This window comes from Falsiroseomonas sp. E2-1-a20 (assembly GCF_051433195.1).
Taxonomy (GTDB): domain Bacteria; phylum Pseudomonadota; class Alphaproteobacteria; order Acetobacterales; family Acetobacteraceae; genus Falsiroseomonas.
In genome coordinates, this window is record NZ_JBHMFT010000015.1 from 81,920 (window position 1) to 107,473 (window position 25,554).

At 70.7% G+C, this 25,554-nt stretch carries 27 protein-coding genes; 7 read left to right on the forward strand and 20 right to left on the reverse strand.

What is annotated here, in order from left to right; translation table 11 throughout:
• Positions 1 to 51 precede the first annotated feature (51 nt).
• Entirely contained in the window at positions 52 to 504 is a 453-nt protein-coding gene (locus ACFHPP_RS18545) for a helix-turn-helix domain-containing protein (RefSeq protein WP_437164767.1), read from the forward strand.
• Positions 505 to 512: 8 nt separating this feature from the next.
• Here the strand turns inward: ACFHPP_RS18545 and ACFHPP_RS18550 are convergent, their stop codons facing one another.
• Complete coding sequence (locus ACFHPP_RS18550) at positions 513 to 1,016, reverse strand: DUF2244 domain-containing protein (protein ID WP_437164714.1); 504 nt, start codon at positions 1,014 to 1,016, stop codon at positions 513 to 515.
• A 113-nt stretch (positions 1,017 to 1,129) separates the two neighbouring features.
• Here ACFHPP_RS18550 and nth point away from each other — a divergent pair, with 113 nt between their 5' ends.
• Entirely contained in the window at positions 1,130 to 1,777 is a 648-nt protein-coding gene (nth, locus tag ACFHPP_RS18555) for an endonuclease III (RefSeq protein ID WP_437164715.1), read from the forward strand.
• An 81-nt stretch (positions 1,778 to 1,858) separates the two neighbouring features.
• On the opposite strand, the gene ACFHPP_RS18560 is transcribed toward nth, so the two are convergent.
• The 5 genes from ACFHPP_RS18560 to ACFHPP_RS18580 form a co-directional block, all read right to left on the reverse strand.
• Positions 1,859 to 2,269 (reverse strand): DUF3775 domain-containing protein, encoded by a 411-nt coding sequence (locus ACFHPP_RS18560; RefSeq protein ID WP_437164716.1) that lies wholly within the window; start codon positions 2,267 to 2,269, stop codon positions 1,859 to 1,861.
• 83 nt (positions 2,270 to 2,352) lie between these two features.
• Positions 2,353 to 3,180 (reverse strand): aldo/keto reductase, encoded by an 828-nt coding sequence (locus ACFHPP_RS18565; protein WP_437164717.1) that lies wholly within the window; start codon positions 3,178 to 3,180, stop codon positions 2,353 to 2,355.
• 12 nt (positions 3,181 to 3,192) lie between these two features.
• On the reverse strand, positions 3,193 to 4,200 hold the full coding sequence (locus tag ACFHPP_RS18570) for a WD40 repeat domain-containing protein (RefSeq protein ID WP_437164718.1): 1,008 nt from the start codon (positions 4,198 to 4,200) through the stop codon (positions 3,193 to 3,195).
• Positions 4,200 to 5,186 (reverse strand): CobW family GTP-binding protein, encoded by a 987-nt coding sequence (locus ACFHPP_RS18575; RefSeq protein ID WP_437164719.1) that lies wholly within the window; start codon positions 5,184 to 5,186, stop codon positions 4,200 to 4,202. Before ACFHPP_RS18575 ends, ACFHPP_RS18570 begins: the two co-directional genes overlap by 1 nt.
• Before the next feature lie 113 nt (positions 5,187 to 5,299).
• Entirely contained in the window at positions 5,300 to 6,628 is a 1,329-nt protein-coding gene (locus ACFHPP_RS18580; protein ID WP_437164720.1) for an aspartate aminotransferase family protein, read from the reverse strand.
• A gap of 60 nt (positions 6,629 to 6,688) precedes the next feature.
• On the opposite strand from ACFHPP_RS18580, the gene tsaB reads away from it, so the two are divergent.
• Both tsaB and ACFHPP_RS18590 read left to right on the forward strand, forming a co-directional pair.
• A complete protein-coding gene (tsaB, locus tag ACFHPP_RS18585; RefSeq protein WP_437164721.1) occupies positions 6,689 to 7,348 on the forward strand; it encodes a tRNA (adenosine(37)-N6)-threonylcarbamoyltransferase complex dimerization subunit type 1 TsaB in 660 nt (219 codons plus the stop codon).
• Positions 7,348 to 7,755 (forward strand): GNAT family N-acetyltransferase, encoded by a 408-nt coding sequence (locus tag ACFHPP_RS18590; RefSeq protein WP_437164722.1) that lies wholly within the window; start codon positions 7,348 to 7,350, stop codon positions 7,753 to 7,755. The genes tsaB and ACFHPP_RS18590 overlap by 1 nt, the downstream gene beginning before the upstream one ends.
• On the opposite strand, the gene ACFHPP_RS18595 is transcribed toward ACFHPP_RS18590, so the two are convergent.
• Complete coding sequence (locus ACFHPP_RS18595; protein WP_437164723.1) at positions 7,752 to 8,009, reverse strand: sulfurtransferase TusA family protein; 258 nt, start codon at positions 8,007 to 8,009, stop codon at positions 7,752 to 7,754. The genes ACFHPP_RS18590 and ACFHPP_RS18595 overlap by 4 nt on opposite strands.
• Positions 8,010 to 8,162: 153 nt before the next feature.
• Between ACFHPP_RS18595 and ACFHPP_RS18600 the strand changes: the two genes are divergently transcribed.
• From ACFHPP_RS18600 to ACFHPP_RS18610, 3 genes are all read left to right on the forward strand, one after another.
• Positions 8,163 to 8,609, forward strand: coding sequence for a MucR family transcriptional regulator (locus tag ACFHPP_RS18600; RefSeq protein ID WP_430668685.1), 447 nt, complete (start codon positions 8,163 to 8,165; stop codon positions 8,607 to 8,609).
• Between the two features lie 138 nt (positions 8,610 to 8,747).
• A complete protein-coding gene (locus ACFHPP_RS18605) occupies positions 8,748 to 9,257 on the forward strand; it encodes a Fur family transcriptional regulator (protein WP_437164724.1) in 510 nt (169 codons plus the stop codon).
• Positions 9,258 to 9,314: 57 nt separating this feature from the next.
• Entirely contained in the window at positions 9,315 to 10,139 is an 825-nt protein-coding gene (locus ACFHPP_RS18610; RefSeq protein WP_437164725.1) for a GNAT family N-acetyltransferase, read from the forward strand.
• A 22-nt stretch (positions 10,140 to 10,161) separates the two neighbouring features.
• Here ACFHPP_RS18610 and glf read toward each other — a convergent pair whose 3' ends face one another.
• The 13 genes from glf to ACFHPP_RS18675 all read right to left on the reverse strand — a co-directional run bounded on the left by glf (position 10,162) and on the right by ACFHPP_RS18675 (position 25,551).
• Positions 10,162 to 11,346, reverse strand: coding sequence for a UDP-galactopyranose mutase (gene glf, locus ACFHPP_RS18615; RefSeq protein WP_437164726.1), 1,185 nt, complete (start codon positions 11,344 to 11,346; stop codon positions 10,162 to 10,164).
• Positions 11,339 to 12,541, reverse strand: a complete 1,203-nt coding sequence (locus tag ACFHPP_RS18620; protein WP_437164727.1) for a glycosyltransferase — start codon at positions 12,539 to 12,541, stop codon at positions 11,339 to 11,341. Before ACFHPP_RS18620 ends, glf begins: the two co-directional genes overlap by 8 nt.
• Positions 12,542 to 12,702: 161 nt before the next feature.
• Positions 12,703 to 13,428, reverse strand: coding sequence for a DUF1194 domain-containing protein (locus ACFHPP_RS18625; RefSeq protein WP_437164728.1), 726 nt, complete (start codon positions 13,426 to 13,428; stop codon positions 12,703 to 12,705).
• Between the two features lie 110 nt (positions 13,429 to 13,538).
• Complete coding sequence (locus ACFHPP_RS18630) at positions 13,539 to 14,699, reverse strand: DegT/DnrJ/EryC1/StrS family aminotransferase (RefSeq protein ID WP_437164729.1); 1,161 nt, start codon at positions 14,697 to 14,699, stop codon at positions 13,539 to 13,541.
• A gap of 171 nt (positions 14,700 to 14,870) precedes the next feature.
• On the reverse strand, positions 14,871 to 15,404 hold the full coding sequence (locus tag ACFHPP_RS18635) for a PEP-CTERM sorting domain-containing protein (protein ID WP_437164730.1): 534 nt from the start codon (positions 15,402 to 15,404) through the stop codon (positions 14,871 to 14,873).
• A 272-nt stretch (positions 15,405 to 15,676) separates the two neighbouring features.
• Entirely contained in the window at positions 15,677 to 17,161 is a 1,485-nt protein-coding gene (gene xrtA, locus ACFHPP_RS18640) for an exosortase A (protein ID WP_437164731.1), read from the reverse strand.
• Entirely contained in the window at positions 17,158 to 18,396 is a 1,239-nt protein-coding gene (locus ACFHPP_RS18645) for a TIGR03087 family PEP-CTERM/XrtA system glycosyltransferase (protein WP_437164732.1), read from the reverse strand. The genes xrtA and ACFHPP_RS18645 overlap by 4 nt, the downstream gene beginning before the upstream one ends.
• On the reverse strand, positions 18,396 to 19,427 hold the full coding sequence (locus ACFHPP_RS18650; RefSeq protein ID WP_437164733.1) for a FemAB family XrtA/PEP-CTERM system-associated protein: 1,032 nt from the start codon (positions 19,425 to 19,427) through the stop codon (positions 18,396 to 18,398). Before ACFHPP_RS18650 ends, ACFHPP_RS18645 begins: the two co-directional genes overlap by 1 nt.
• 4 nt (positions 19,428 to 19,431) lie before the next feature.
• Entirely contained in the window at positions 19,432 to 20,346 is a 915-nt protein-coding gene (locus tag ACFHPP_RS18655) for an XrtA system polysaccharide deacetylase (RefSeq protein WP_437164734.1), read from the reverse strand.
• Entirely contained in the window at positions 20,343 to 21,311 is a 969-nt protein-coding gene (locus ACFHPP_RS18660) for an AAA family ATPase (protein ID WP_437164735.1), read from the reverse strand. The genes ACFHPP_RS18655 and ACFHPP_RS18660 overlap by 4 nt, the downstream gene beginning before the upstream one ends.
• Positions 21,312 to 21,321: 10 nt before the next feature.
• Entirely contained in the window at positions 21,322 to 23,118 is a 1,797-nt protein-coding gene (locus tag ACFHPP_RS18665; protein ID WP_437164736.1) for a TIGR03016 family PEP-CTERM system-associated outer membrane protein, read from the reverse strand.
• A complete protein-coding gene (locus ACFHPP_RS18670; RefSeq protein WP_437164737.1) occupies positions 23,108 to 24,058 on the reverse strand; it encodes a hypothetical protein in 951 nt (316 codons plus the stop codon). Before ACFHPP_RS18670 ends, ACFHPP_RS18665 begins: the two co-directional genes overlap by 11 nt.
• A complete protein-coding gene (locus ACFHPP_RS18675; protein WP_437164738.1) occupies positions 24,055 to 25,551 on the reverse strand; it encodes an XrtA system polysaccharide chain length determinant in 1,497 nt (498 codons plus the stop codon). The genes ACFHPP_RS18670 and ACFHPP_RS18675 overlap by 4 nt, the downstream gene beginning before the upstream one ends.
• Positions 25,552 to 25,554: the final 3 nt, after the last annotated feature.

The window sequence follows — 25,554 nt, forward strand, 5'->3', positions numbered from 1 at the left end:
TGGCCCCCTTCGAACGGGCGGCCCTGTCTTTCCTGGAGTGGAGTGCGCGTGTTGGCCATCCCAAGCGAAGACGTTGTTGAGCGCGTGGAAAAAGAGCACCGCCCCAGCCCCATCGACGTGCATGTCGGCAGCCGCGTGCGGCTGCGGCGCACCCTGCTCGGCATGAGCCAGGAGAAGCTTGGCGAGGCACTTGGCCTGACATTTCAACAGGTTCAGAAGTATGAGCGCGGTGTGAACCGCATCGGCGCCAGCCGGCTGTTCGACATCTCCCGCGTGCTGGACGTGCCGATCGGCTTCTTTTTCGACGACATGCCGCCCGAGGTCGGCGGCAGCCAGGGCAACCGTCGCTTCGGTGGCTTCCAGGAACAGCAGGAAGGCTTCGAGGACGATACGCTGCACCGGCGGGAGACGCTGGAGCTGGTGCGGGCCTACTACCGCATCACCGATGCATCGGTCCGCAAGCGCGTTTTCGACCTGATCAAGAGCCTCACGCCCACCGAGTGAATTAACCCTCAGCGCAACTGGGGGTTGTCGAATTCCGGTACGCGATAGCGCCGCAGCGCGGCTTCAAGTGCCTCGCCCAGGTCACGTTTCTCAGGATCCGAGAGGAAGCAGCCCAGCTCCACCTGGCGGTTGCGCTGCACCAGGAACAGCCGGGCCACGCCGCCGGCCACCTCCTGCACCACCACCCGCGTCCAGTAGGGCTCCAGCACCGTCTCCCGCCGCCCGCCGCGGCCGTTGGCCGTGGTGACCCGCAGCGCACCCTCCGTCAGTCGCACGGCCTCCCACGCCGCGGCGCTCCAGCGGCGATGCAGCGCGACCAGGGTCAGCACGCCGATCACCTCGAGCCCCAGGAAGCCGAGCACGGGCCAGGCCCCGAGCACCAGGAAGAACCCGCCCGGCACCGCCGCGCCGGCCGCCGACAGCACGCACAGCAGCCGCATGCCGCGCGCCGAGAGGCTCTGCGACGGCGTGCTGACGGCTTCGAACAGGATCGGTTCCGCGGCGGCTGACATCTCTCCTCACTATGGTGTAGCAGCGGCAATCCGCCATGCCAGAAAATATCACCCCCGCGCCCGTTCCGGCCTCTCGAACGCCGCGGACCCGCGCGCCGCGCCGGGCCCGGCGCATGTCCGTGGCGCAGGCGCAGCTTTTCCTGCGCGCCCTGGCCGCGGCGAACCCGGCGCCGGAGACGGAACTGCACTTCCGTGACGCCTATACCCTGCTGGTGGCGGTGGCGCTGTCCGCGCAGACCACGGATGTGGCGGTGAACAAGGCGACCGCGACCCTGTTCGCGGCCGCCGCCACGCCGGCCGCCATGGTGGCGCTGGGGGTGGAGGGGGTCGCTGCGCATATCCGGCGCATCGGCCTGTGGCAGGGCAAGGCGCGCAACGTTGTGGCGCTGTCGCAACTGCTGCTGGACCGGCATGGCGGCGAGGTGCCGAACGATCGCGCAGCGCTGGAAGCGCTGCCCGGCGTCGGCCGCAAGACCGCCAACGTGGTGCTGAACGTCGCCTTCGGGCAGGACACCATGGCGGTGGATACCCACATCTTCCGGCTGGGCAACCGCACCGGCCTGGCGCCGGGCAGGACGCCGCGGCAGGTGGAGGATGGGCTGGTGAAGCGCTGCCCGCCGGAGATGCTGCGGGACGCGCATCACTGGCTGATCCTGCATGGCCGCTACTGCTGCAAGGCGCGGGCGCCGGAATGCTGGCGCTGCCCGGCGATCGCGCATTGCAACTACCTGGAGAAGGTGCTGGCGCCGCCGGTCAGGTAGGGGTCGAGGCTTTCAAGGGCGGCACTGCCCCCCTCAGCCTGCCCTCTCCCCCCCAAGGGGGGAGAGGGTTCTTTGGCAAGGCTACCGATCCACATCCTCGATCGACAGGCCGAAATCGGCGACGCCCTCGGCCAGCAGGTCGCCGAAATTGTCCATCGCCAGCAGGATCTCGGCGGCATCCGTGCCGCCTTCGCGCTCCGCCGCCTGGGCCAGCGCCTCGTCCCACTCCTCGGACGTAAAGTCGCCCCGGCCGACCATGGCGAGGGCGATCAGCGCCGTCTGTTCGTCCTCGTTCAGCGCCAGGATGGCGGCGCGCAGGCTGTCCTCGTCGAACTCATCCTCGATCTCGGCCGATTCGGCCGCGTCCGGGCCTTCCTCGGCATCCAGGTCCGGGATCTCGGTGCCCTGCACGGCGCGGGCATGGTCCACGATCGTGGCCACCGTCTCCAGGCTGATGCCGAGGTCGGGGTCGTCTTCCGAAGGCTCCGCCATGGGCCCTGATTCCTTTTGCGTCGTCTCGGCTGATTAGAACGATGGGCGGCCGAAGGTTCCAAGCCCCGTCCGCCAAAATTCCTTCAGCCGTCGATCCAATCCGGCGCCATGGCCGGGTTCACGAAGCGGCGGTCCTTGGGCAGGCCGGCGATGGCGGCCAGGTCGGCCGCGTCCAGCTTCAGGTCGAGCGCGCCCAGGTTCTCCGCCTGCCGCGCCCGGCTGGCGGCCTTGGGCACCATGGCGACGCCGGGCTGCGCCAGCAGCCAGGCGAGCGCAACCTGCGCCGCCGTCGCGCCATGCCTGCGGGCGATGCCCTCCAGCACCGGGTCGGAGGAGGCGCCACCCTTGGCGAGGGGCGAATAGGCGGTCAGCGCCATGTCGTTGGCGCGGCAGATCTCCAGCAGCCGGGACTGGTCGAGCATCACGTGGAACTCGACCTGCAGCGCGGCCAGCCCGACACCCTCCGCGATGGCGCGGGCGAGCAGCTTCGGCGGGAAGTTGGAAACGCCGATGGCGCGCGCCGTGCCCTCTGCCCGGATCGCGGCGAGGCCGGCCAGCGCGTCCGGCAGGTTCAGCTCCGGGCTTGGCCAGTGGATCAGCAGCAGGTCGACATAGGGCGTCGCCAGGCGCTTCAGGCTGGCGTCGAAGGCGCGGCGGATGCTGTCCCCCTCCGGCTTGTCGTTCCAGATCTTCGTGGTCAGGAAGATCTCCGCACGCGGGAGGCCCGAGGCGGCGAGGCCGGCGCCGACCGCATCCTCGTTGCCATACATTTCCGCCGTGTCGATGTGGCGGTAGCCGAGCGCGATGGCGCTTTCCACCGCCGCGCTGCACGCCGCCCCCGTCATCGGCCAGGTGCCGAGGCCGAGGCGCGGCATGCGAAGATGCGATGTCTCGATGATCGGCATGGTCATTCGCGAAAATCCTCAGCGCTTGGTCAGGTCGACGGAGCCGGCGAAACCGGCCTCGGTGCCGAAGGCGAGGCGCGTGCCGGTTGCGTTCCAGGCCAGGCTGGTCACGGCGCTGCCGCGCGGCGGCGCCACCGGCACGACCTTGCCGGAGGAGACCTCCGCCATCAGCACCAGCCCGTCGCCGAAGCCGGCGGCGATGACCTCGTGCTGCGGATGGCAGGCCACCGCGCTGCACAGCACCTCGTCCCCGCCGGCCAGTTCGGTCGGCGCCTTGCCCATCGGACCGCCGCCGAAGAAGGGCCACAGCACCACGGATTCGGCGCCGCTGGTGGCGAGCCAGCGGCCGCGGGAGGTGAAGGCGATGGAGTGGGTCTTGGACGGGTAGCCGGACATCCGCATGTGCTGGCCATCCGCCAGCCGCCAGCCATGCAACGCGGTTTCCTGCATGGCGGTGACCACATGGGTGCCGTCTGGGCTGAAGGCGATGGCGTGGTGGCTGCCCTTCCATTCCAGCAGCTTCGGCTTGTCCTCCTTCGCCGCCACGAACCACAGCGAGGCGCCGCCATAATGGCTGGCCGCCAGGCGCTTGCCCTTGGTGTCGAAGGCGAGGCCACCGACCGAGGACGGATGCGGCAGCGATTTCAGGACCTTCCCGGTCGCATCCAACACATGCGCGACCTTGCCGACGGAGGCGGCACGGAGGCCGGACTCATGGGCGGCGACGTGGTCGACCCACTTGCTGCCGAACTTCTGGAGCGTCGTGACGGTGCCGTCCGGGTCAGTGTGCTGCACGCATCCGTCGTCGCCGCCGGTCAGGAAGCCGCCCTTGGCGTCGGCGCAGGCCGAAAGGATCGCGCCGTCATGCGCCTCCACCGTCCGGTCACCGATGCGGAGCGTGCCATCGGCGAGCGCGAAGCCGAGCTGGCCCTGGCGGTCGAAGATCGCCGCCACGACCCAGCCGCCAAGCTCCTGCGACTCGCCCCGCGCGGCGAGGAGGAAATCGGCCTCGGAGACTTCCGCCATCAAGCCGGCACCTGGCAGCCTTCGAAACCGCGGCGCAGTTGCGGGCGGTTCAGGTCGCGGCCGATGAAGACGATCTTGGAGCGGCGCGGATCGCCCTCCTTCCAGTTCCCGATGTAGTCGCCATCCGCGATCATGTGCACCGCCTGGAAGGCGAAGCGCCGGTCATCGTTCGCGTAGGCCAGGATGCCCTTGGTGCGCAGCAGGTCCTGGCCCTTCTTCTGCAGCAGCTCGCTGATCCAGGCATTGAATTTTTCCGGGTCCAGCGGGCGGGTGGCTTCGAAGGACAGGCTCATCACCGCGTCGTCATGGGTGTGGTCGTCCTCGCCGGACAGGAACTCCGGGTCGCGCTCCAGGATGCGCTCCAGGTTGAAGGCGTCGCGGCCGATCACCGCCTCGATCGGCACGTCCGACTTCGTCGCGCGGCGGATCTCGGCATAGGGGTTGATGCCGCGGATGCGGCGTTCCACCGCATCGGCTTCCTCGGCCGTTACCAGGTCCATCTTGTTCAGCACGATGATGTCGGCGAAGGCGACCTGTTCCTGCGCCTCCTTGCTGTCATCGAGGCGGGCGAACAGGTGCTTGGCGTCGACCACGGTGACGATGGCGTCGAGCCTGGTGGCGCGCTTCACATCCTCGTCCGCGAAGAAGGTCTGCGCGACGGGGGCGGGGTCGGCGAGGCCGGTGGTCTCCACGATGATGCCGTCGAAGCGTCCGCGGCGCTTCATCAGCCCGCCGATGATGCGGATCAGGTCGCCGCGCACGGTGCAGCAGATGCAGCCGTTGTTCATCTCGAAGACTTCCTCGTCGGCATCCACCACGAGGTCGTTGTCCACGCCCAACTCGCCGAACTCGTTGATCACGACGGCGAATTTCTTGCCGTGGTTCTCCGACAGGATGCGGTTCAGCAGCGTGGTCTTGCCGGCGCCGAGGTAGCCGGTGAGGACGGTGACGGGGACGGGGCCAGGGGAAACAGCGGCATCGGACATCACGAAAAACTCCGGGAGCGGTTGGGCGCATATATGGGATCGCGCCCGCCCGCTACCCGCCCCATGGCAGCCCGAAAGCCCGCGCCCCCATTCTTCATGGGGGAGAGGGCTTTTCAGGCCGGGACGGCCTCGATCGCCTCCGCCAGCGTGCCGAACAGGCGGTCCACATGCGGCCGCTCGATGATCAGCGGCGGCGAAAGCGCCACGATGTCGCCGGTGACGCGCACCAGCACGCCGCGGTCGAAGCAGGTCCGGAAGACTTCCATGGCGCGGGCACCGGGCTTGCCGGCGCGGGGTTCCAGCTCCACCCCGGCGACCAGGCCCATGCTGCGCACGTCGATCACGCCAGGGGTATCGCGCATGGCATGCGCGGCGTCCTCGAAATACGGCTCCATGGCGCGCGACCGGCCGGGCAGGTCCTCGGCGCGGTGCAGGTCCAGCGTGGCGATGGCCGCCGCCGAGGCGAGCGGATGGCCGGAATAGGTGTAGCCGTGGAACAGCTCGATCCCGGCCGGCATGCCGTCCACGATGGTGCTGTAGACCTCGTTGCTGGTGGCAACCGCGCCCATCGGCACGGCGGCGTTGGTCAGGCCCTTGGCCATGGTCATGATGTCCGGCGTCACGCCCAGCCGTTCCGCGCCGAAATTGGCGCCGATGCGGCCGAAGCCGGTGATGACCTCGTCGAAGATCAGCAGAATGCCGTGCTTGGTGCAAAGCTGCCGCAGCTTTTCGAGGTAGCCCTTCGGCGGCACCAGGACGCCGGTGGAGCCCGCCAGGGGTTCGACCATGACGGCGGCGATGGTGTCGCCATGCAGCGCCACCAGGTTCTCCAGCGTATCGGCCAGGTGCGCGCCGTGCTCCGGCTGGCCCTTCGCAAAAGCGTTCTGGGCCGGCAGGTGGGTGTGCGGCAGGTGGTCCACATAGGGAAGCTGGGCGCCGAACTGCTTGCGGTTCGGGCCGATGCCGCCCACCGACATGCCGCCGAAGCCGACGCCGTGGTAGCCGCGCTCCCGCCCGACCAGCCGCACCCGCTGCGACTCGCCGCGCGCCTTGTGGTAGGCCAGCGCGATCTTCAGCGCGGTATCCGCGGCCTCCGACCCGGAGTTGACGAAGAAGACGCGGTCCATGCCCTCCGGCGTCATCTCCGCCACGCGGGCCGCCGCCTCGAAGGCGATGGGGTGGCCGAGCTGGAAGGTCGGCGCGAAATCCATGATGGCGGCCTGCTTCTGGATCGCCTCGACGATCTCCCGCCGCCCATGCCCGGCATTGCAGCACCAGAGGCCGGCGGTGCCGTCCAGGATCTCCTGCCCGTCCTGGGTGAAATAGGACATGCCCTCGGCGCGCGCGAGCATGCGCGGGGTGGATTTGAAATACTTGTTGTCGCTATAGGGCATCCAGAACGCGTCGAGGTTGTTCCGGCGTGGAATGTTGATCTCGTTCATGGGTGGGGTCCTTTTGCGCGGCAATCCAAGCAAGCGGCGCGCGCGGGGGCAAGCTTCCGCATGAATCTTCTGGTGCTCGACGGCGCGCTGGCGCGCTGTTCCGTGGCGGCCTTCGCTGATGGCGTGCTGCTGGCGGAGGAAGTGGCGGAGGGCGCGCGGACGCAGCCGACCGCGCTGCCGCCGATGGCCGCGCGCATGCTGGCCCGGCTGTTGCTCCCGGGGGGCCGGCTGGATGCGGTGGCGGTGGTGGTGGGCCCCGGCGGCTTCACCGGGCTGCGCGCCGCGATCGCCCTGGCGGAGGGCCTGGCGCTGGGCGCCGGCGCCCGCCTGGTGGGGGTGACGACCGGGGAGGCGCTGGCCGCCGCGCTGCCGGCCGAATTGCGCCAGGCCCGCGCCGTGTGGTCGGCGGTGGATACGAAGCGCGGCCGCCTGGTGCAGGAATGCCTGGACGCCGGCGCCTGGCACGCTGGCGTGCCGCGGCCGATGGCGCTGGAGGATCTGCCGCAGCCGGACGGGCCGGTGGCGCTGGTCGGCGATGCGGCCGCGCCGGCCGCGGCGTTGCTGGTGGGGCGCGGCGCCGATGTGGTGCTGACGAACTCCCTGCTGCCGCTGGCTTCCGCGGCGGGGCAGGTGGCGCTGCGGCGGCTGCGGGGCCTGGTGCCGCCGCGCGATGCGACGCCGCTGTATGTCGAGCCGCCGGCGGTGCGGGCGCCCGGGTGATGGATGCCGCCGCCGCTGCCGCGCTGCACGCACGGGCCTTCCCGCCGGGCGAGGCATGGGGGGTGCAGGCCATCACGCTGATGCTGGAGATGCCCGGCTGCTTCGGCATCCTGCGGCCCGGTGCCGGCTTCGTGCTGGCGCGGGTGGCGGCCGACGAGGCCGAGATCCTGACCCTGGCCGTGGTGCCGGAGGCGCGCCGGGCCGGGCTCGGCGGCGCGCTGCTGGCGGAGGCGATGGCGGCGGCGGTGCTGCGCGGCGCGGGCACGATGTTCCTGGAAGTTTCGGAAGCGAACCGGGCGGCGCAGGCGCTGTACGGGGCGGCCGGATTTGCCGAGGTCGGCCGGCGCCGCCGCTACTACAGCGATGGCACGGACGCGCTGGTGCTGCGGCGCGCGCTGTCCGGCTAGGGTTTCTTCCGGATCAGTAACATCTGCACGCCATCCGCCGCCTCGGTCGCCGAAAGCACGATGTGACCTTGCTCCGTGGCCGTGCGTGGCACGTTGCGGCGCGGCTCATCGCCCTTGAGCGCGAGGCGGAGCACCTGGCCCGGCGCCATGCGGTCCAGCGCCAGGCGGGTGCGGACGAAGGTCATCGGACAAGTCTCTGTAGTGATATCGAGGGCGCTGTCGTGGGTCTCTTCTTCGGTGGGCAAGGAGTTCATGATGGAATTCCTCTTTTCTTTGCCAATCGTTGTTGCAATGCGCCGATTCAAGGCAATATGATGGCGGGAAGCGTCACGGCACAGGACATAGCGTCCGGTTGTCCGCGGAGTATTCGGCACAGGCGGCCGAACGACGCGAATGAGAGCAGATCGATGTCCGATACCTCGGCAAATGCAGACATTCTTGGCCTTACCGCGGAGATCGTTTCGGCGCACGTCTCCAACAATTCCGTCGCGGTGGCCGATCTGCCGAACCTGATCCAGGAGGTGTACCGCACCCTGTCCGGCATGGGCCAGCCTGTGGTGGAGGTGGCGGAGCGGCCGCAGCCGGCGGTGCCGGTGAAGAAGTCGGTGACGCCGGAGTATCTGATCTGCCTGGAAGACGGCAAGAAGCTGAAGATGCTGAAGCGCCACCTGAAGACGTCCTTCAACCTGACGCCCGACCAGTACCGGGAGCGTTGGGGCCTGCCGTCCGACTATCCCATGGTTGCGCCGAACTACACCAAGCACCGTTCCACGCTGGCCAAGAGGATCGGCCTCGGCACCAAGCCGCGCGCCCGGCCGGTGGGGCGGCCTCGCGCGGCAGCGCGGGAAGCCTGAGGCGCGCGGCAGCGCGGGACGTCCAGGTCGCCTGGCGAGGCCGTTCTGCGCAGATGGGTGGTGGGCCGGCGCGGTCGGGGCTATGGATAGCGGGCCGGCCGCATTGGGCCGGACCGCCGGAGGGTGCCGCGCCGACGCATGCAGAGTTCCCACGCCCCGACACGCACTGAGGCGGACCGCCCTGATCCCTCGCGGATCGAGCGGCTCTGTATCGAGCGCGGCCTGAAGATGACGGGCCAGCGCCGGCTGATCGCGCGCGTGCTCAGCGAGGCCGAGGACCACCCTGATGTCGAGGAACTGTATCGTCGCGCGGTGACGCTCGACGCCCGCATCTCCGTCGCCACCGTCTACCGCACGGTCCGGCTGCTCGAGGAAAAGGGCATCGTCGAGCGTCGTGACTTCGGCGGCGGGCGCGCCCGCTACGACCCCACCGACCGCGGCCACCACCACCACCTGATCGACGTCGACACCGGCAGCGTGATGGAGTTCGAGGATCCGGAGCATGAGAAGCTGGCACAGGCCATCGCCCGCCGGCTGGGTTTCACCCTGGTCGGCCAGCGGCTGGAGCTGTTCGGCCGCCGCGCGCCCGCGGAGCCGGCGTCGCGCCCACCCGGGCCCACCCCCCGCGGCGGCAAGTCGCGCGGCTGAGTCCTCCCGGGTCTTCGACCGATGAGCGTGGACGGACCCCTGCCGGAAGACGCCCCGTTGCCGACCGAACCGCCACGCGCCGCACCGCTCGCCGACGGGTTCGAGGAGCTGCGCGCCGGCAATCTCGGCCTGCGCCTGGCGGAGACGGAGGCGGAGATCGACGCCGCGCAGGCGCTGCGCTACCGCGTCTTCTACGAGGAGATGGGCGCCCACGCCGATGCCGCGACCCGCGCGGGCATGCGCGATCGCGATGCCTTCGACGCGGTGGCCGACCATCTGCTGGTGCTGGACCACGACCTGGGGCAGGGGCCGGAGGCGGTGGTGGGCACCTACCGGCTGATCCGGCGCCGGGCCGCGGACCGCATCGGCGGGTTCTATTCCGCGGCGGAATACGACATCGCCCCGCTGCTGGCCTTCGATGGGGAGGTGATGGAGCTTGGACGGTCCTGCGTCGCCGGCGCCTATCGCACCCGGGGCACGCTGCAATTGCTGTGGCGCGGCATCGCCGCCTTCGTCTTCCGCCACCGCATCGACCTGATGTTCGGCTGTGCCTCCCTGCCCGGCACCGACCTGGACGCGCTGGCGCCCCAGCTCAGCTACCTGCACGGCAACCACCTGGCGCCGCCGGCGCTGCGGCCGCGGGCGGTGCCGGACCGCTACGTGGCGATGGACCGGCTGCCGGCCTCGGCGCTGAACATGCGCGCGGCTCTCGCCTCCCTGCCGCCGCTGGTGAAGGGGTATCTGCGGCTCGGCGGGTTCGTGGGCGACGGGGCGGTGATCGACCGGCAGTTCAACACCACGGATGTCTGCATCGTGGTGAAGACCGATTTGGTGACCGACAAATACTTCCGGCACTACGAGAGGACGGCGGGGCCGGGGTAGGCCCCGGCACCCGGAAGGCGCATCAGTCGCCGGCCGCCACCCGGCCGGCCGCCACGGCATCGTTGGCTGCCGCCGGCAGCACGGACTTCTGGATCCGCTCGAAGGTCGCGAGCGCCTGCCCGACCACCTGGTCCATGTTGTAGTAGCGGTAGGTGGCCAGCCGGCCGACGAACCAAGTGTCGCGCTCGCCATCTGCCAGCGCCTCGTAGCGCTTGTACAGCGCCTGGTTCTCCGGGCGGGGGATCGGGTAGTAGGGGTCGCCCTCGGCGGCGGGGAACTCGTAGGTCACGCTGGTCTTCGGGTGCGCCTGCCCGGTCAGGTGCTTGTATTCCGAGACGCGGGTGAAGGGCGTCGCCTCCGCCGGGTGATTCACCGTGCCGGTCGGCAGCGCCCATTCCTGGTCCAGGGTCTCGTGCCGGAAGCGCAGGGACCGGTAGGGCAGGCGGCCGTGGCGGAAGCCGAAATACTCGTCCACCGGGCCGGTCCAGATGACCCGCCGGAAGCTGAAGCGCCGCCGGGCCTCGGCGAATTCCATCCCGGTGCGGACATCGATCAGCGGGTGGTCGAGCATCCGGGCGAACATGGCGGTATAGCCCTGCAGCGGCATCGCCTGGAACCTGTCGGTGAAGTAACGATCGTCGCGGTTGGTGCGCGTGGGTACGCGGGCGGTGACGGATTTGTCGAGCTCGCTCGGGTCCAGCGCCCACTGTTTCCGCGTGTAGCCACGGAAGAACATCTCGTACAATTCGCGGCCGACCTTGCCGACCACCACATCCTCGCTGGTTCGGACCTGCTGCACCGTCTCGGCGCGGGCGGCGAACCAGGCCTCCAGCTCGTCCTCGGACAGGTCCAGGCCATACAGGCGGTTGATGGTGTCGAGGTTGATCGGCATCGGCACCTGGATGGTCTCGCCGGTGGTGGGTCTGACCACCTCCGCCAGCACGCGGTGCTCATAGGGGCGCCATTCGGTGAACTTCGACAGGTGGGCGAAGACCGCCTCGCTGTTGGTGTGGAAGATGTGCGGGCCGTAGCGGTGGATCAGCACGCCCGCCTCGTCCAGGTGGTCGAAGGCATTGCCGGCGATGTGGTCGCGCCGGTCGATGACCAGCACGCGGTCGCCGCGCTCCGCCGCCAGGCGTTCCGCCAGGATGGACCCGGCGAAGCCGGCGCCGACAACCAGCCAGTCATAGGTGATGCGTTCAGACATGCGGGGCTCCGGCAGCCAGGGTTGTGGCGGGCACGGCGCCGGCGCCGGGAAAGGCGGCCGGTTGCGTCACGCGCTGGCCGCGGATCAGCGCCGCCATGCGGGTCCAGGTGAGGTCCCAGGAATTGGTGGCGAGCTGCGCATCGACGCGCGCCAGCCAGGCGGGGGAGGCCGCGCGCAGCAGGCGGTCGGCCTGCTCGGCCATCTCGGCGGCGGAGGACACCACCTCCACCAGCCCGGCCTCGCCATAGTCCCGCACCACGTCGACCACGGGGGTGGAGACCACCGGCAGGCCGGCCGCCAGGAATTCCGGCGTCTTGGTCGGGCTGATGAAGCGGGTGCTCTCGTTCAAGGCGAAGGGCATGAAGCCGAGGTCCCAATGCGCCAGGTAGGCCGGCAGCTCGTCGTAGCGACGGCCACCGAGCCAGTGCAGGTTCGGCGCCTGCGGCAGGCTCGCCGGGTCGATCTTCACCACCGGGCCGAGCATGACGAGCTGCAGGTCGGGCCGCAGCGCCGCCAGGCCGGCGACCAGGCCGAGGTCCATGCGCTCGTCGATCACGCCGAAGAAGCCCATGCGCGGGCGGGCGATGCCGGCCATCGACTCCGGCTCCGCCATCCCGCCACGGGCCCGGGCGAAATGCGCCGTGTCGATCGAGGAGGGGAAGCAGCTGACGCGCGGGTGGCGGTCCCGCTTCGCCTCGTACAGGCTGCGGCCGCCGGTGAAGACCAGGTCGGCGCGCTCCAGCAGCCGGCGCTCCATGTCGAGCATGGCGGGCGGCGCGCCGCGGAAGGCGGAAAGCTCGTCCATGCAGTCATAGACCGTGACGTCCGGGCGCAGGTCGTCGGCGAAGGCCAGCGCCATCGGCGTGTAGAACCAGGCGACCAGGCGGCGGCCGGCGCGTTCCTCCAGCAGGTCGTCCAGCAGCGCGCGCTGCGCGGCCACGGCGTCGGTGCCGCGCGGCAGGATCGGGATGGCGCGGGTCACGCCGCCGGTTTCGGCGGACAGTTCGAGGCGCGGCACCTCGACGTCACGCTCCAGCGGTTCCTCGAAGAAGATGACCTCGTGGTCGCGGGCCGCGCGGGTCATCAGGTGCTGCGGGCGCTGGAAGACGAAATCCCAGCGCAGATGGGACAGGCAGAGCAGCACGGGCCGGGAATCACGCCCGCTGGAACGCGTGGGGGGTGCAGCCGTCTTCATTCTGGTCTCCTGTGACCAGCATCCGGGCAAACGACCAGTGTCGCGCGGCCTGATCCGCCGCTGCCCGTGTCCTGCTGGAAATCCTGATGGAGACCAAACGCGGTATGCTGCGGTGCAGTTGCAGCCGCCCGCGGAACGGCAGGTAATGCCTTATTCCTGCCTTATACGCGCAGGGGTTGCTGCGGCAGGCCGGCAATTTCGCGGATCAGCTTGCGGCGGACAGCCTGGCCGAAATCGCCGAAATCCTCGGCGGCGATCATGAAGGCGCCGGGGCCGCCGATCACGCTTTCCCGGAAGTAGATGTCGAGCGGGATGGGCGGCCGGCGGCCGAAGGTGGGGCGGTCGTTCAGGATCGGCAGGCCGTTGATGGTGATGCCCTCCGCCACCGCGCGGTCGCGGGCTTCCTCCGCCGGCGGGCCGCTGTTGTTCACGCCGTCACCGGAGACGTCGATGACCTTGCGCGTCGCCTCGTAGGGGCAGCCATCCAGCATGCGGCGGGAGAAGTCGATGGCGCCCGAGATGGAGGTCCAGGACAGCGAGGCGAAGGGCGCCTCGTCCAGCGCCGTGGCCCAGGCTTCGGCCGCCTGCTGCGTGCCGATGCGGGTCCAGGGCAGCACCAGGCGCTGGTATTCGATGCCGGCCCATTCGACATAGGCGAGCGCGATGGAGCCCGTCATGCCGCCGCGGATCGCCTGGATCAGTTGGGCGTCGGTCAGCGCGGTGCGGTAGCCCAGGCGTTGCAGCCGCGCCTCGTCGGCGTCGACGGAGCGGCTGACATCGACCGCGAGGACCAGCGCGACATCGACCGGATCCTCGGCCCTGGCGCGGCCGGTGGGATGGAAGGCCGCCGCGGCACCGGCCGCGGCGAGAAGGGACCTGCGGCGCATCGCGATCTCCCGGCTGCTTGACCGGACCATGCAACCGCACCGTGCAGCCCCGGTTCAAGCACCAAGAAATATATCTGCGCGAGGTCTTGCCGGCCTGGCCCGGCGGCCAGTCAGGCGGCGCCGGCCACGGCGTCGACCACCCGCGCGACCTCGGCCTCGGTCAGGTAGGGGTGCATGGGCAGCGACAGGATGCGCTGGCACAGCGCTTCCGACACTGGCAGCCCCGGCGCGCCGGCCGCGATGCCCTCGGCATGCGCGGCGGCATAGGCCGGCTGGCGGTGCAGGGACTTCGGATAGTAGATCGCGGTCGGCACCCCGGCCGCCTTGCAGGCCGCCTGCACCCGGCCGCGGGCGGCCTCGTCGGGCAGCAGGATGGAGTACAGGCCAAAGGCATGGCCCGGCTCCATCGCCGGCACCTGCACCCGTGCGGCGAGACCGGCGTGGTACTGCGCGGCGATGCGGGTGCGGGCGGCCAGCTCATCCGCCAGCAGCGGCAGCTTGGCCAGCAGGATGGCGGCCTGCATGGTGTCGAGCCGCCCGTTCATGCCGGTGCGTTCCACCTCGTAGCGGGTGCGGCCCTCGCCATGGGTGCGCAGGCTGCGCCACAGCTCGGCGCGGTCGGCGTCGTCCGTCAGCAGCGCGCCGCCATCGCCGTAGCAGCCCAGCGTCTTGGTCGGATAGAAGCTGAGCGCCGTGGCGTGGCCCCAGCGGCCGAGCCGCTTGCCATCCAGCGAGGCGCCGAAGGCCTGGGCGGCATCGTCCAGCGCGAACAGGCCCTTCGTGGCGCACAGCGCCTCGATCGCCGGCCAATCCGCCGGCAGGCCGAACAGGTCGACGCCGATGACGGCGCGCGGCCGCAGCCTTCCCTCGGCCTCGACCAGCGCGATGCGGCGCGCCAGGTCGGCGAGGTCGATGTTGAAGCTCAGCGGGTCGACATCGACGAAGATGGGCGTGGCCCCCAGCACCAGCGGCACCTCCGCGGTGGCGGTGTAGGTGAAGGCGGGCAGGAACACCGCGTCGCCGCGTCCGATCCCCTGCCCCATCATGGCGATCTGCAGCGCATCGGTGCCGGAGGAGACGCCGACGGCATGGGCGCAGCCGGCGAAGTCGGCGAGCTTCTGCTCCAGCTCCACCACCTCCGGGCCGTTGATGAAGCGGCCGCCATCCAGCACCGAGGCCAGGCGCCGGTCGATCTCGGCGCGGATCAGCGCCTGCTGCGCCTTCATGTCGAACAGGGCGATGGGCGGGCTGGCGGGGGAGATGGTGTTCATGGAGGTCCGTCGTTCGTGCCGTGGCGCCTTCCTTAGCCCTGGCCCGCGGCCACGGCCAATCACCGGGCGTTTCGCCGCTTTGCCGGGACGCGATCCGCCAGAACGCGAAACGCGCGCCCGGCGATGTGCCGGACGCGCGTCCCTGAAGTCACGTCAGCCAGGGGCCGAAGGTCAGGCCTTCTTGGCCCGCGCGCGGCGCACCAGGCCAAGGCCCAGCAGGCCGGCACCGAACAGCGCCAGGGACGCCGGCTCCGGCACCGCGACGGCATCGACCGTCGCCGAGAACGAAGTCACCGGCGACGAGAAGCCGGTCTGGGTGGAGAACACGAAGTTCGCCTGCGTCGGGTCATAGCCGGTCAGCGTCACGGTGCCGGTGCCGATGATGTCAACCGCGCCGGGCGTGCTGCCGACGGTGGTCGCCGTGGCGCCCGGGTTGAGCGTGAAGGTGGAGGTCAGGCCGGCATTGCTGACCGTGAAGACCTGGCCGGACGACACCGTCGGGGCGAGGGTGATGTTGCTGAGTTCCACGCAGCCGAAGCAGGTGCCGAGACCAGAGAAGGTGCCGGTGCTGACGAACAGGGAGCCGTTCGAGGGAAAGCTGATCGAGGTCGGGGTGACGGTGTTGACGCCAACGATGGACAGCGTGCTGCCCGGCGCGATCGGCCCGGCGAGGGCGGGTGCTGCCGCGAGTGCGACGGCTGCCACGGCGCCGAGGAGAGCCTTCTTCGTGGTCGTAAGTCCTTATCCATTTGGCCGCCACAGGGATCGGGCGGTGCTGTCCTAACTTAGCAAGGGGCGTGCCAGGCAACCAAGCTATTGATTTCAAACGAAAAAACAGACTGTTGCCTGAGGATACTCCAGTCCGTGTAAGATTGTCCGACCGGTCCGCGACGCGCGCTGATACTGCAATGAAGGCTTGTCGTGATCGCGGAGGTGGACATTCCGTGGACCGATGCAACCATTACGCATCGGTGACTTCAACGACCCTTGGACAGTCCTGCCGCTTCCATCGCGAGGCCTTCGGCCTGGGCGGCCAGCACGCGGCGCAGGGCCTGGCTGGGCGGTGTGCCGGCTTCAGCGGCGGGCAGGAACTCGACAACCGCGAGCACCGGCGCCGCACTGCCGCCGCGCAGGCTGGACAGCGCCTGGGCGAGGCGTGAGCGCAGCCCGTCCCCGGCCGGTTGGCCGTCGCGCCAGGCGGCGACCGCGGTGAGGGCCGGGCGGCCGGGTTCCTGCCGCGCCTGCCAGGCCATGCCCGGCGCGTTGACGTTGAAGGCCAGCGCCGCATCGTCCACCGCATCCAGCGCGGCACGCCGGGCGGCGGCGATCACGCCCCAGTTGGCGGCAGGATCGAATACCACAAGACGCGCCGTTGCCGTGCCCTCCGCGCAGCGCAGTGCCAGCCCCTCGGCCGTGCAGCCTTCCGCGGCGCCGAGCGTGGTGGGGATGACGCGCGGCGCGGTGACGGCGGCATCCAGCTGCGCGGCGGCCAGAGGGCCAATGCCGGCCAGCCCGGCCACCACCACCGCGGCCGCCACGCCGCCGCCGGTGGCGCGCGGCGCGGGCCGCAGCGGAGCCAGCGCATCCGTATCACGGGCCGGCTCGCCGGCGTCCTCGCGGAACGGCAGGCCGGCCAGGACCAGCAGCAGCAGCACGACGGAGAAGAAGCCCCAGCCATAGACCAGGTGATCGGCCGCCGCCGCTTCGGCGCTGCCGAGGTAGTGGCCGTAAAGCACGATGCCGAGGGCCCGCAGGCCGTTCGCCAGCACCGGCACCACCAGTGCCAGGACCATGACGATGGCCCGCCGGCCGGGGCTGCGGAACATCACCAGCGCGTACAGCGCGCCGAAGGCCAGCGCCGCGATCAGGAAGCGCAGCCCGGCGCAGGCCTCGGCCACCAGGAAGGTGCCGGAGGGGATCTCGATGATCAGCCCGTCGATGTAGTGGGGGATGCCGGTGACCCGCAGGCCCACCTCGATCATCCGCAGGGTCAGGTCCTGCAGCATCGGGGTCAGGAATTCGCCGAACGGCACCAGGAAAACCAGGTAGGCGAGCGGCCCGGCCATCGCCAGTGCGATGCGCCAGCCGAGGGTCGCGAGCACCAGCACCCAGACCAGCCCGATGAGGACCAGCTGCCGGCCTTCCATGATGCCGAGGCGTTCCGCCACCAGCCAGGCCACGGCCCCGCCCAGCGCCGGCAGCGCCAGCAGCAGGCTGGGCCGCGGTCGCAGCGTTGCCAAACGCTCGCGCCGCGACCACGCCAGCCAGGCGGCGATGGGCAGCACCAGCCAGCAATGCGTGTAGGCGGCGGACCGGTCCCAGGTCGCGACCGCCGCGGTGACTTCCGTCTGGAACAGCAGGCCGAGCGCGAGCAGGCCCAGCGCGAGGCCGGCCAGCGGCAGCGTCCAGGCCCCCTGCGCGGCCACCGCCGGGCGGTTGGGGCTGCGCAGCATCATGTTCATGCGAAGGCCCGCCTCGGTGCGGCCGCATCCGGCGCCATCACCGCATCCAGGCGGCGCAGCGTGGCGCGCCAGTCATGCGCCTCCGTCACCGCCGCGCGGGCACGGGCGCCGAGGCCGGGGTGGCGGCCAGCCAGCACGTCCAGCACGTTGTCGGCCATCGCGGCAGCGCCTTCGGCCACCAGGATGTCGCGGCCTGGCAGGGCGCGGACGCCCTCGAAGGCCTCCGGGGAGGCGACGACGGGGCGCGCCAGGGCCATCGCCTCCAGCACCTTGTTCTGGATGCCACGGGCGATGCGCAGCGGCGCGACGGAAACCGCGCCATGGGCGATCCAGGGCTGGATGCGCGGCACGCCGCCGGACACGTGCACGCCGGGCAGCGCCGCCAGCGCGCGGACGGCCGGGGTGGGGTTGGCGCCGACGATGTGGAACTCGGCCTGCGGCGCGGCGTCGCGCAGCAGCGGCATCACCTCCTGCGCGAACCAGGCGACGGCCTCGATGTTCGGGCGGTAGTCCATGGTGCCGGTGAAGACGATGGGCAGGGTGCCGGCCGCGTAGGGGCTGGAGCCCGGCTGCTGCGGGTCGTAGGCGGAAAGATCGACGCCGTTGTCGACATGGTCGATGCGCGAGGCGGCTTCCGGCGCCATGGCGCGGAACTGCGCGGCCTCGGCGGCGGAGACGAACAGCGTGCGGTCGAAGGCGGCGGCGGCGCGGCGTTCGAAGGCGAGCAGGGTCCGCGCCTCCCGCGCCCACACCTGGCGCATCGGCGGCTTCGCGTCGGCGGCATAGGCGCGCCACTTCTCCGAATCCACGTCGACCATGTCGAGCACCCGGCGCAGGCCGGGGCGCTGGGCGGCCGGCGTCATGACGTAGGGCGCCATGGCGGAGGAATAGACGAACACCGCGTCATGCGTGCCGGCCGCCAGATGCGCCTGCGTCCAGTCCCACAGCCCGGCCTCGCGGAACCAGCCGAGGCTGAGCGGCTGGCCCGGGCGGCAGCGCAGGATGGCGCGCAGCGCGGCCTGGCGCCGTGTGCCGGTGCGCCGCGCCTCGACGCTGGCGCAGCGCGTGCGCAGCGTGGGCAGGTGGTCGAGATCCGCCGGATCATCCACCAGGCAGCCGAGATCGATCTCCCAATCCTGCGCCAGGCGGTCCAGCATGTGCCAGGCGCGGATCTTGTCGCCCTTGTCGGGCGGGTACGGGATGCGGTGGCACAGGAACAGCAGACGTTTTGCCATCAGCCGAGACCCCGCACGATGCGCGGCCCGATGACGTTGGCCAGTTGCAGCGGCAGCTTGCGCCAGGCCGCGATCATCAGCTTGAACTTCGGGTTGGACGGGTTGTTCTCCGACAGCTTCGCGCCTTCGCGCAGCTGGTAGCAGTAGTGCAGCGGCTGCGCCTCGAACCCCCAGTTGCGCTTGAAGTCGAAGGCGCCGGTGTTGGCCTTGCTGCGGCCGAAGTCGAACAGCCGCGCGCCACGTTCCGCGCCGGCGCGGCGCATGACTTCCCAGTACAGGAAATCGTTGCCGGCCAGGCCGCGCGCTTCCGGCGTTCCGCCGCCGTAGTAGGGCAGCACTTCCTCCCGGAAGTGGAAGTTCAGCACGGCGGCGACCGGCTTGTCCTCGTGCAGCACCGTCGTGACGTCATGCGCGTCGGGAAATGCCTCGCCCAGCAGCCGAAAATACTTCTCGGAGAAGACCGGCGTGCCAAGCGCGTGCACCATGCGGGCATAGACGTGGTGCAGCCGCCGCGTGTCACGGTCCGACACGCTGGTCAGGCCGTTGGCGATGCCCTTGCGCACCATGGCGCGCTGCTTGCGCGGGATCGCCTTCATGTCGGCATCGGCATCGCCGGTGATGGCGCGGCGGAAGGTGTAGTGCAGCGCCGGCCGTTCGTCCCAGCCTTCGTCGGCGGCGTCGCGGCGGCGGAATTCCAGGCTGGGCACGCCGGTGCGGCGCATCAGGTCGCGGGCATGCGATTCAAGAAGCTGGGCTGCTTCGGGCGTGGCGGCGACGGGGCCGCCATAGACGCAGAAGGGGGTCGAGATCAGCGCATCGCCGAACAGCAGCGTCTTCATCCGCGCCAGCGGCAGCACGCCGACGATGGCGCCATCCTGTTCCGCATAGGCGTAGTGCGTGCGATGGCCGAAGGCGCGTTCGATGACGTGGCGCCAGGGCGCCAGGTGGAAGAAGGTGGCCTCCGGCGTCGCCTGCACGAAGGCATCCCAGGCCGGCTCGGCGCCGGCGTCGAGTTCACGGATCCGCAGCATGGGCTCAGCTCGCCATCGCGCGCAGCGGGGCAAGCTGGGCCGGCTGCACGATCTCCGCGGCATAGACATCCGCCATGCGGCCCCAGGCGAAATCGCGCAGCAGCCGGTCGAGCCGGGCGCCCATGCTGGCAAGGCCGGTGTAGTGGCGGAAGCGCGACAGGGCGCGGGCCTGGAAGACGCGCGGCTGGTCCGGGTCCACCTCCCACGGGTGGAAGTAGAAGATGCCGGGCCGGCCTTCCTCCGCGTTCACGCGCTGCAGCCCTGCGCGGAACAGCGCATAGGGCACCAGGCGGAACCAGCCGCCACCCGAGCAGGGCAGCGTGCGGCGGAAGGCGCGCACCGTCGTCATCGGCAATTCGACGACCCCATCCGGATGCGGGCGGTAGGGCCCGCGCGGCGCATCCGGCGCGCCGTACAGGTCGTGGCGCACCGGGAAGATGGAGGAGGAGTAGTGGTAGCCTTCCTCGGCCAGGATCGCATGCGCCCAGGGCGTGCGCGGGCCGATTGAGAAGGTCGGCGCGCGGTAGCCATGCACGGCGACGCCGCCGGCATCCTCCAGCAGCGCGCGGGCGCGGCGGATGTCGGCGCGGAACGCCTCCGCGCCGATCCGGCTGACCAGCTCGTGGCCATGGCCGTGGCTGGCCAGTTCGTGGCCGGCCGCGACGATGCGCCGCACCAGCGCCGGGTAGCGCTGCGCCACCCATCCGAGCGTGAAGAAGGTGCCGCGCACGCCGGCCTCGGCGAAGCGTTCCAGCACCTGTTCGGTGTTCGCCTCGACCCGGCAGGACAGCCAGTCCCATTCCTCGCGCGGGATCGCATCGGCGAAGGCCTGGACCTGGAACCAGTCCTCGACATCCACCGTCATGGCATTGCGCAGCCGCGATTTGGGCGGCGGCAGGCCGAGTTCCTGGACTGTCACCGGTGCATCCTCCGCCCGCCACCGAACAGTTCCGCCATCTGCTGGAACACCCGTTCGCGGCGGGCGGTCAGGTTCTCCAGCGCCTCGATCCGGTTCTCGATATCACGCAGCACCACGCCGGACTCCGCGCCGGTGTCGCCGAAGAAGGCGTTGGCCATGCCGCCGCCCAGGTCCTCCTCCAGCTCGATCGCGGTCGCCTCCACCAGCGGCACGGTCAGCAGCGTCGCGCGTTCCAGCGCGGCGCCGAGCAGCACGCGGGAGCACAGGCGGTTGATGCGGCGGGGAATCCCCTCGCTGTGCCGGTGCACCACGTCGAGCGCACCGGTGTCCCATTGCGGGTTGTCCTGCCAGCCCACCGCGCGCATGCGGTGTTCGATGTAGGCGTGGGTTTCCTCGCGCGACAGCGCGCCCAGGTGGTAGCAGGCCAGCACGCGCTGGCGCAGCTGGTCCAGGTCCGGGCTCGCCAGCGTGCGGCGGAGCTGCGGCTGGCCGAGCAGGATGGTCTGCATCGGCGCCGCGCCGCCTTCCGTCACGTTGGACAGCATGCGCAGCTCCTCCAGCGCCGCCGGCGCCAGCGCCTGCGCCTCGTCGACAATGAGCAGGAAGCGCCGCCCGCCATGTCGCAGCGCCGCGCTGATGCTGCGCAGCACGGCGGCCTTGTTGCCTTCGGGTTCCGCGCCGAAGGCATCCGCCACCAGGCGCAGCAGGTCGTCGCCCGCCACCTGCGTGGTGCTGACGCGGGCGACGGCGAAGCCGGTGGGGTCGAGCTGCCCGCACAGGCGCTCGACCAGCGTGGTCTTGCCGGCGCCGACCTCGCCCGTCACCACCACGAAGCCTTCGCGCTGCGCGATGCCATACAGCAGGTGGGCGTAGGCACGGGCGTGGACGGAGCTTTCGTAGAACAGCCTGGCGTCCGGCGTCATCTGGAAGGGATGCGCGCGAAAGCCGTAGATCTCGTCTAGCATCGCGGGCCTCCTAGAATGTCTGGCGTAGTCCGATGAGCACGAAGTTCTGTGTCGAGCGGCCGCCGGTGCCGGAGTTGTCCCGGGTATTGCGGCCGAATTGAAGCTGGCCGGTCAGACGCTCGCGAAGTTGTTGAACGAAGGTCAGGCCGATGCTGGAGACGGTGCCATCGCCGAACACGTCGCTGCTGGTGCGTCCGTACTGCACGAAGGCCACCGCCTCCGTGCTTTCCGACAGGCTGCGGGCCCAGGTGATGCTGCCGGAGGTGCCGGTCTGGGCGAAGTTGCTGCCACCGACCGCGACCGAGATCGGCGTGCGCTCCTCCCGCCGCACGGTCAGCGCGAAGCGGTCGCGGGGCCAGGCCTGGGACAGGGTGGCGGAGGCGGTCTTGACGCGGTTCAGGCTGTTCTCCGATCCCAGGAACGACCCCGTCAGCGGCCGCGTCGCCGGCAGGCCGGTGGCGAGGTCGACGGGGTTGCCGAACTGGTCCAGCGTCGTGGTGGTCAGCAGGTCGCCGGCCTCCAGCGCCGAATTGCTCAGCCCCTCGCTGTAGCGGGCCGAAACCCGCGTGCGGACCCCGACCTGCACCGCGGCATCGAGCGACGCGGAGTTGAAGCCGTTGCGCCGGCCGTAGCGCACCGTGACGGTGCCACGGTCGGTGACATCGACGCGAACGCCGACGGACCACACCGGTTCGTCGATGTCGACGCCGGGATTGCCGCCGTAGCGCTGCTGCTCGTAGCCGACCTCGCCCAGCACATACAGGCCGCGCAGGATGGCGTAGCGCGCCTCCACCGTGCCGATGCGGCGATAGGCTTCGTCCAGCACGCCGTCGCCGACGTACTCCGTCGCCTCCAGCCGGCCTTCCATGGCGAGCCGCCCGAAGGCCGGGCCGGTGCGGACCACGGCATAGCCCTGGTGCGCCTCGTAGGACTGGCCGACGTTGAAGACCTGCCCGTCCGGCCCCTGCACCAGCGAATTGCCGGACTGGTCGACGTTCAGGTAGGCGTAGCCGATCTGGATCGTCGCGGTGTCACCGAAACGATGCACGATGTAGGGCGAGACCTGGAAGCTGGTGGTCTGCAGCCGGTCGTCGTCATCCGTCACCAGGCCGGATTCCGGCGCCCGGCCGCCGCTCGAGCTGCGGACGGCGGATTGCCCGCGCAGATCCAGGTAGGCGAAGCCCGGCACCAGCGTGACCAGCGCCGCGCCGTTGAAGTTGTGGTCGATGCTGTTCTCGTCCGAGTTGTTCGCATAGAAGCGCGCGCTCGGGCGGTAGTTCAGCACGCCCTGCAGGCGGGCGGTGTCGGCGGAGATCACCACGCCGGGCGTCACCGTGGTGATGACGTCCGAGGATTTCCGGTTGGGGCTGTTGAACACATTGTCCGTCGCCAGCGCCTGCACCTCGATGCTCGGCGTGATGGTGAAGGCGCGGCCGGACCCCGGTTCCGTCAGCGTCGGCTGCTCGCCGGTGATCGGGAAGCCGAAATTGCCCAGCCGGATCTGCGGCGCGGTATCGGCCGGGGCCAGCGGCAGGCCATCCTCGCCACGCGGCAGGGCGGCGGCGCGCGCCGAAGGCAGCGATCCCACGCCGGTATCGCCCGGCAGCGGCGGCGTCGCGGCATCGCCGGTCATCGGGGCCAGGGACAGCGCCAGCGCCACCGCCATGAAGCTGCGCGGGCCGAGCGTGTAGCCTGGCGTGTGCGGCGGGATGTCGCGGCGGCTCGCGCCGCGGCCGAAGCGGATCAGTGCGGCGCCGTCCGGCGACACACGTGCGGCCCCGCGGCCGCGCTGGGAGTTACGCATCATTGGCCGCCGTGGTCTCACCGAAGCTGTCATCGCTGCTGATCCGGCTGCGGTTCAGCACAAGCTGCAGGACCGGGCAGGCCTCCAGCACATCGAGCGCGGCTTCCACCGCGTCGCGTTGGGTTTCCTCCGCCTGCACCACCAGCAGCACCTGGCCGACCATCGCGGCCAGCGTCGGCGCGTAGGAGGAAGCAAGGGCCGCGGGCGTGTCCAGCACGACCACGTGCCGCGGCAGGGCCAGCGCCACGGCGCGCAGGGCCGCGGCCAGCGCGGTGCCGCTCGGCGCGCCCTGGCCCGCCAGCCGCGCACCATGCGGCAGCACCGACAGGCCCGGGATCGCCGTGCTGCGCAGCAGCAGGGAGATGGGCTGCGTCGGGTCCTGTGCCAGCGAACGCAGGCCGGCCTCCCCACCGATGCCGAGACGGTCCGTCAGCGCATCGCTGCTGCCGTCGACATCCACCAGCACCACGGCCTGCCCGGTGCTCGAGGCGATGCTGCAGGCCAGGTTGAGGCCGATGAAGCTCTTGCCTTCCTCCGGACGCGCGCTGGTCACCATCACCAGCTGGCGGCAGGCGGCGCTGTTGCGCACCGTCTCGAGCGGCGGGATGGCGCGCAGCACCTGGTTCTGGATGAGCAGCAGCTCCTCCGCCAGACGCGAGCGTGTCTCCGCGCCCGGGTTGAAGGACAGCCCGGCGTTGTGCAGCGCGTCCATCCCGATGGCCGGCGGCGCGCTGGAGGGCGACGCCACCGGCGGGATGCCGAAGGCGTCCGTGTTCGGCCGCGGCGGCAGGGTGAAATCCGCCGTCCCGCCGTTCGGCGCCAGGGTGCCGGGGGCGCCGGGCGCGAACGCATCCGGCGCCAGGGTATCGCCGCCACGCAGCGGCCCCATCGCCGCCACCGCGCGTTCCGCGAGGTGGCTTCGGGGTGCAGTCAGGCCGGTCATGCCAACATCCTTGCGATGAGGCGGGGCGCACCCGCGAGAACCGCGCCGAAGGCGAGGAACAGCATGGCCACGCCACCGGCGAAGCCGAGACCGGACAGCGCCGCCATGCGGCGACGTGGCGCGGTGATGGCACCTAGCACCGGCAGGCCGATGCGGCGCAGGTCGGCCACCGTGTAGAAGCTGCGGTCGAACTGCATCAGCAGAAGCACCAGGCCGACGCCGGCGCCGAGGCCCACCACCAGCACGCCGGCCGAGAACAGCAGGCGGTTCGGCGCCACCGGCTGCGTCGGCACCGTCGGCGGGTCCACCACCTCGAGCCGCACGCGCTCGGAATTGTCGCGGGCCGCGCCGGCGATCTGGAGGGACTCGCGACGGGTCAGCAGTTCCTCGTAGTTGTTGCGCAGCACCGTGTAGTCACGGTCGAGGTTCAGGAACTGCGCCTGCACCTGCGGCGCGCTGCGGGCGATGTCATCCAGGCGTTCCACCTGGACCAGGCCCTCGCGCTCCTGCCTCTCGAGCGAGGCGATCTCGGCATCGGCATCGACCAGCCGCAGCCGCATCAGCTCCAGCGCCTGGCTCTCGCGCGGGGCGGCACGGACTGCGCCGCCACCACCACCACCACCGGTTGCGCGGATCGAGGCCACCAGGCTCTGCGCCGCGCGGACATCCGGGTGCGCATCGGTGAAGCGCAGCTGCAGGTCGGCCAGCACGCGCTGGGCTTCCTGGAGCCGCGGATTGCCGCCGCCGCCGCCGACCGGGGCCGGCTGTGCCGCTGCGGTATCGAGCTGCAACTGCGTCAGCTCCCGCCGCCGGCGCGCATCCTCCAGCTGGCCCTGCACCTGCGCCACCCGGGCGCGCGCCGTCTCGAGCCGTGAGATGCCGCCGAGCGCCGCGTTGGGCAGGATGTCCATGTACTGGGTCTGGAACTCGGCGCGGCGTCGTTCCGCCTGGCGCAGCTGCACCTCGTAGGAGGCGATCTGCTGGTTCACGAATTCGCGCGCGTTGTCCATCTGCTGGCGATCGGTGACCGTCGCCGCTTCCATGAACAGGTTCAGCGCGGTCAGCACCACGTCATGCGCGATCTGCGGGTTCTGGTCGCGGTATTCGATGCTGAACAGGTTGCGCGTCTGGGTCCGCATCTGGATGTCGCGCGCCAGGTTGGTCAGCAGCTGTTCACGGGCTTCCACCGTGCGTGCGCGGGCCTCGAGGCCCGTGCGGTCGATGATCTTCTCCAGGTTCGGACGGCTGAGCAGCGTGCGCTGCAAGGTCTCCACCTGCCCGGCCGGGGAGCTGTCGATGGCGATGCCACGCAGCAGCAGGCCGAGGATCGCATCCGCGTCGGCATAGATGCGGGTGGTCGAGGCGTACTGGTTGGGGATCGTCGCGACCCCCGCCCAGCCGGCCAGACACACCACCCAGGCGAGTGCCAGGGCCTTCCAGCGATGCCGCGCGCCAGCGGCGAGGGTGCGGCGCAGAAGCGCATTCAGGTTCATGGT

Excerpts from the sequence above, each read along its gene's own strand:
- ACFHPP_RS18550 (WP_437164714.1), bottom strand. The coding sequence starts at position 1,016 with ATGTCAGCCGCCGCGGAACCGATCCTGTTCGAAGCCGTCAGCACGCCG.
- nth (WP_437164715.1), top strand. The coding sequence starts at position 1,130 with ATGTCCGTGGCGCAGGCGCAGCTTTTCCTGCGCGCCCTGGCCGCGGCG.
- ACFHPP_RS18560 (WP_437164716.1), bottom strand. The coding sequence starts at position 2,269 with ATGGCGGAGCCTTCGGAAGACGACCCCGACCTCGGCATCAGCCTGGAG.
- ACFHPP_RS18565 (WP_437164717.1), bottom strand. The coding sequence starts at position 3,180 with ATGACCATGCCGATCATCGAGACATCGCATCTTCGCATGCCGCGCCTC.
- ACFHPP_RS18570 (WP_437164718.1), bottom strand. The coding sequence starts at position 4,200 with ATGGCGGAAGTCTCCGAGGCCGATTTCCTCCTCGCCGCGCGGGGCGAG.
- ACFHPP_RS18575 (WP_437164719.1), bottom strand. The coding sequence starts at position 5,186 with ATGTCCGATGCCGCTGTTTCCCCTGGCCCCGTCCCCGTCACCGTCCTC.
- ACFHPP_RS18580 (WP_437164720.1), bottom strand. The coding sequence starts at position 6,628 with ATGAACGAGATCAACATTCCACGCCGGAACAACCTCGACGCGTTCTGG.
- tsaB (WP_437164721.1), top strand. The coding sequence starts at position 6,689 with ATGAATCTTCTGGTGCTCGACGGCGCGCTGGCGCGCTGTTCCGTGGCG.
- ACFHPP_RS18590 (WP_437164722.1), top strand. The coding sequence starts at position 7,348 with ATGGATGCCGCCGCCGCTGCCGCGCTGCACGCACGGGCCTTCCCGCCG.
- ACFHPP_RS18595 (WP_437164723.1), bottom strand. The coding sequence starts at position 8,009 with ATGAACTCCTTGCCCACCGAAGAAGAGACCCACGACAGCGCCCTCGAT.
- ACFHPP_RS18600 (WP_430668685.1), top strand. The coding sequence starts at position 8,163 with ATGTCCGATACCTCGGCAAATGCAGACATTCTTGGCCTTACCGCGGAG.
- ACFHPP_RS18605 (WP_437164724.1), top strand. The coding sequence starts at position 8,748 with ATGCAGAGTTCCCACGCCCCGACACGCACTGAGGCGGACCGCCCTGAT.
- glf (WP_437164726.1), bottom strand. The coding sequence starts at position 11,346 with ATGTCTGAACGCATCACCTATGACTGGCTGGTTGTCGGCGCCGGCTTC.
- ACFHPP_RS18620 (WP_437164727.1), bottom strand. The coding sequence starts at position 12,541 with ATGAAGACGGCTGCACCCCCCACGCGTTCCAGCGGGCGTGATTCCCGG.
- ACFHPP_RS18625 (WP_437164728.1), bottom strand. The coding sequence starts at position 13,428 with ATGCGCCGCAGGTCCCTTCTCGCCGCGGCCGGTGCCGCGGCGGCCTTC.
- ACFHPP_RS18630 (WP_437164729.1), bottom strand. The coding sequence starts at position 14,699 with ATGAACACCATCTCCCCCGCCAGCCCGCCCATCGCCCTGTTCGACATG.
- xrtA (WP_437164731.1), bottom strand. The coding sequence starts at position 17,161 with ATGAACATGATGCTGCGCAGCCCCAACCGCCCGGCGGTGGCCGCGCAG.
- ACFHPP_RS18645 (WP_437164732.1), bottom strand. The coding sequence starts at position 18,396 with ATGGCAAAACGTCTGCTGTTCCTGTGCCACCGCATCCCGTACCCGCCC.
- ACFHPP_RS18650 (WP_437164733.1), bottom strand. The coding sequence starts at position 19,427 with ATGCTGCGGATCCGTGAACTCGACGCCGGCGCCGAGCCGGCCTGGGAT.
- ACFHPP_RS18660 (WP_437164735.1), bottom strand. The coding sequence starts at position 21,311 with ATGCTAGACGAGATCTACGGCTTTCGCGCGCATCCCTTCCAGATGACG.
- ACFHPP_RS18665 (WP_437164736.1), bottom strand. The coding sequence starts at position 23,118 with ATGATGCGTAACTCCCAGCGCGGCCGCGGGGCCGCACGTGTGTCGCCG.
- ACFHPP_RS18670 (WP_437164737.1), bottom strand. The coding sequence starts at position 24,058 with ATGACCGGCCTGACTGCACCCCGAAGCCACCTCGCGGAACGCGCGGTG.
- ACFHPP_RS18675 (WP_437164738.1), bottom strand. The coding sequence starts at position 25,551 with ATGAACCTGAATGCGCTTCTGCGCCGCACCCTCGCCGCTGGCGCGCGG.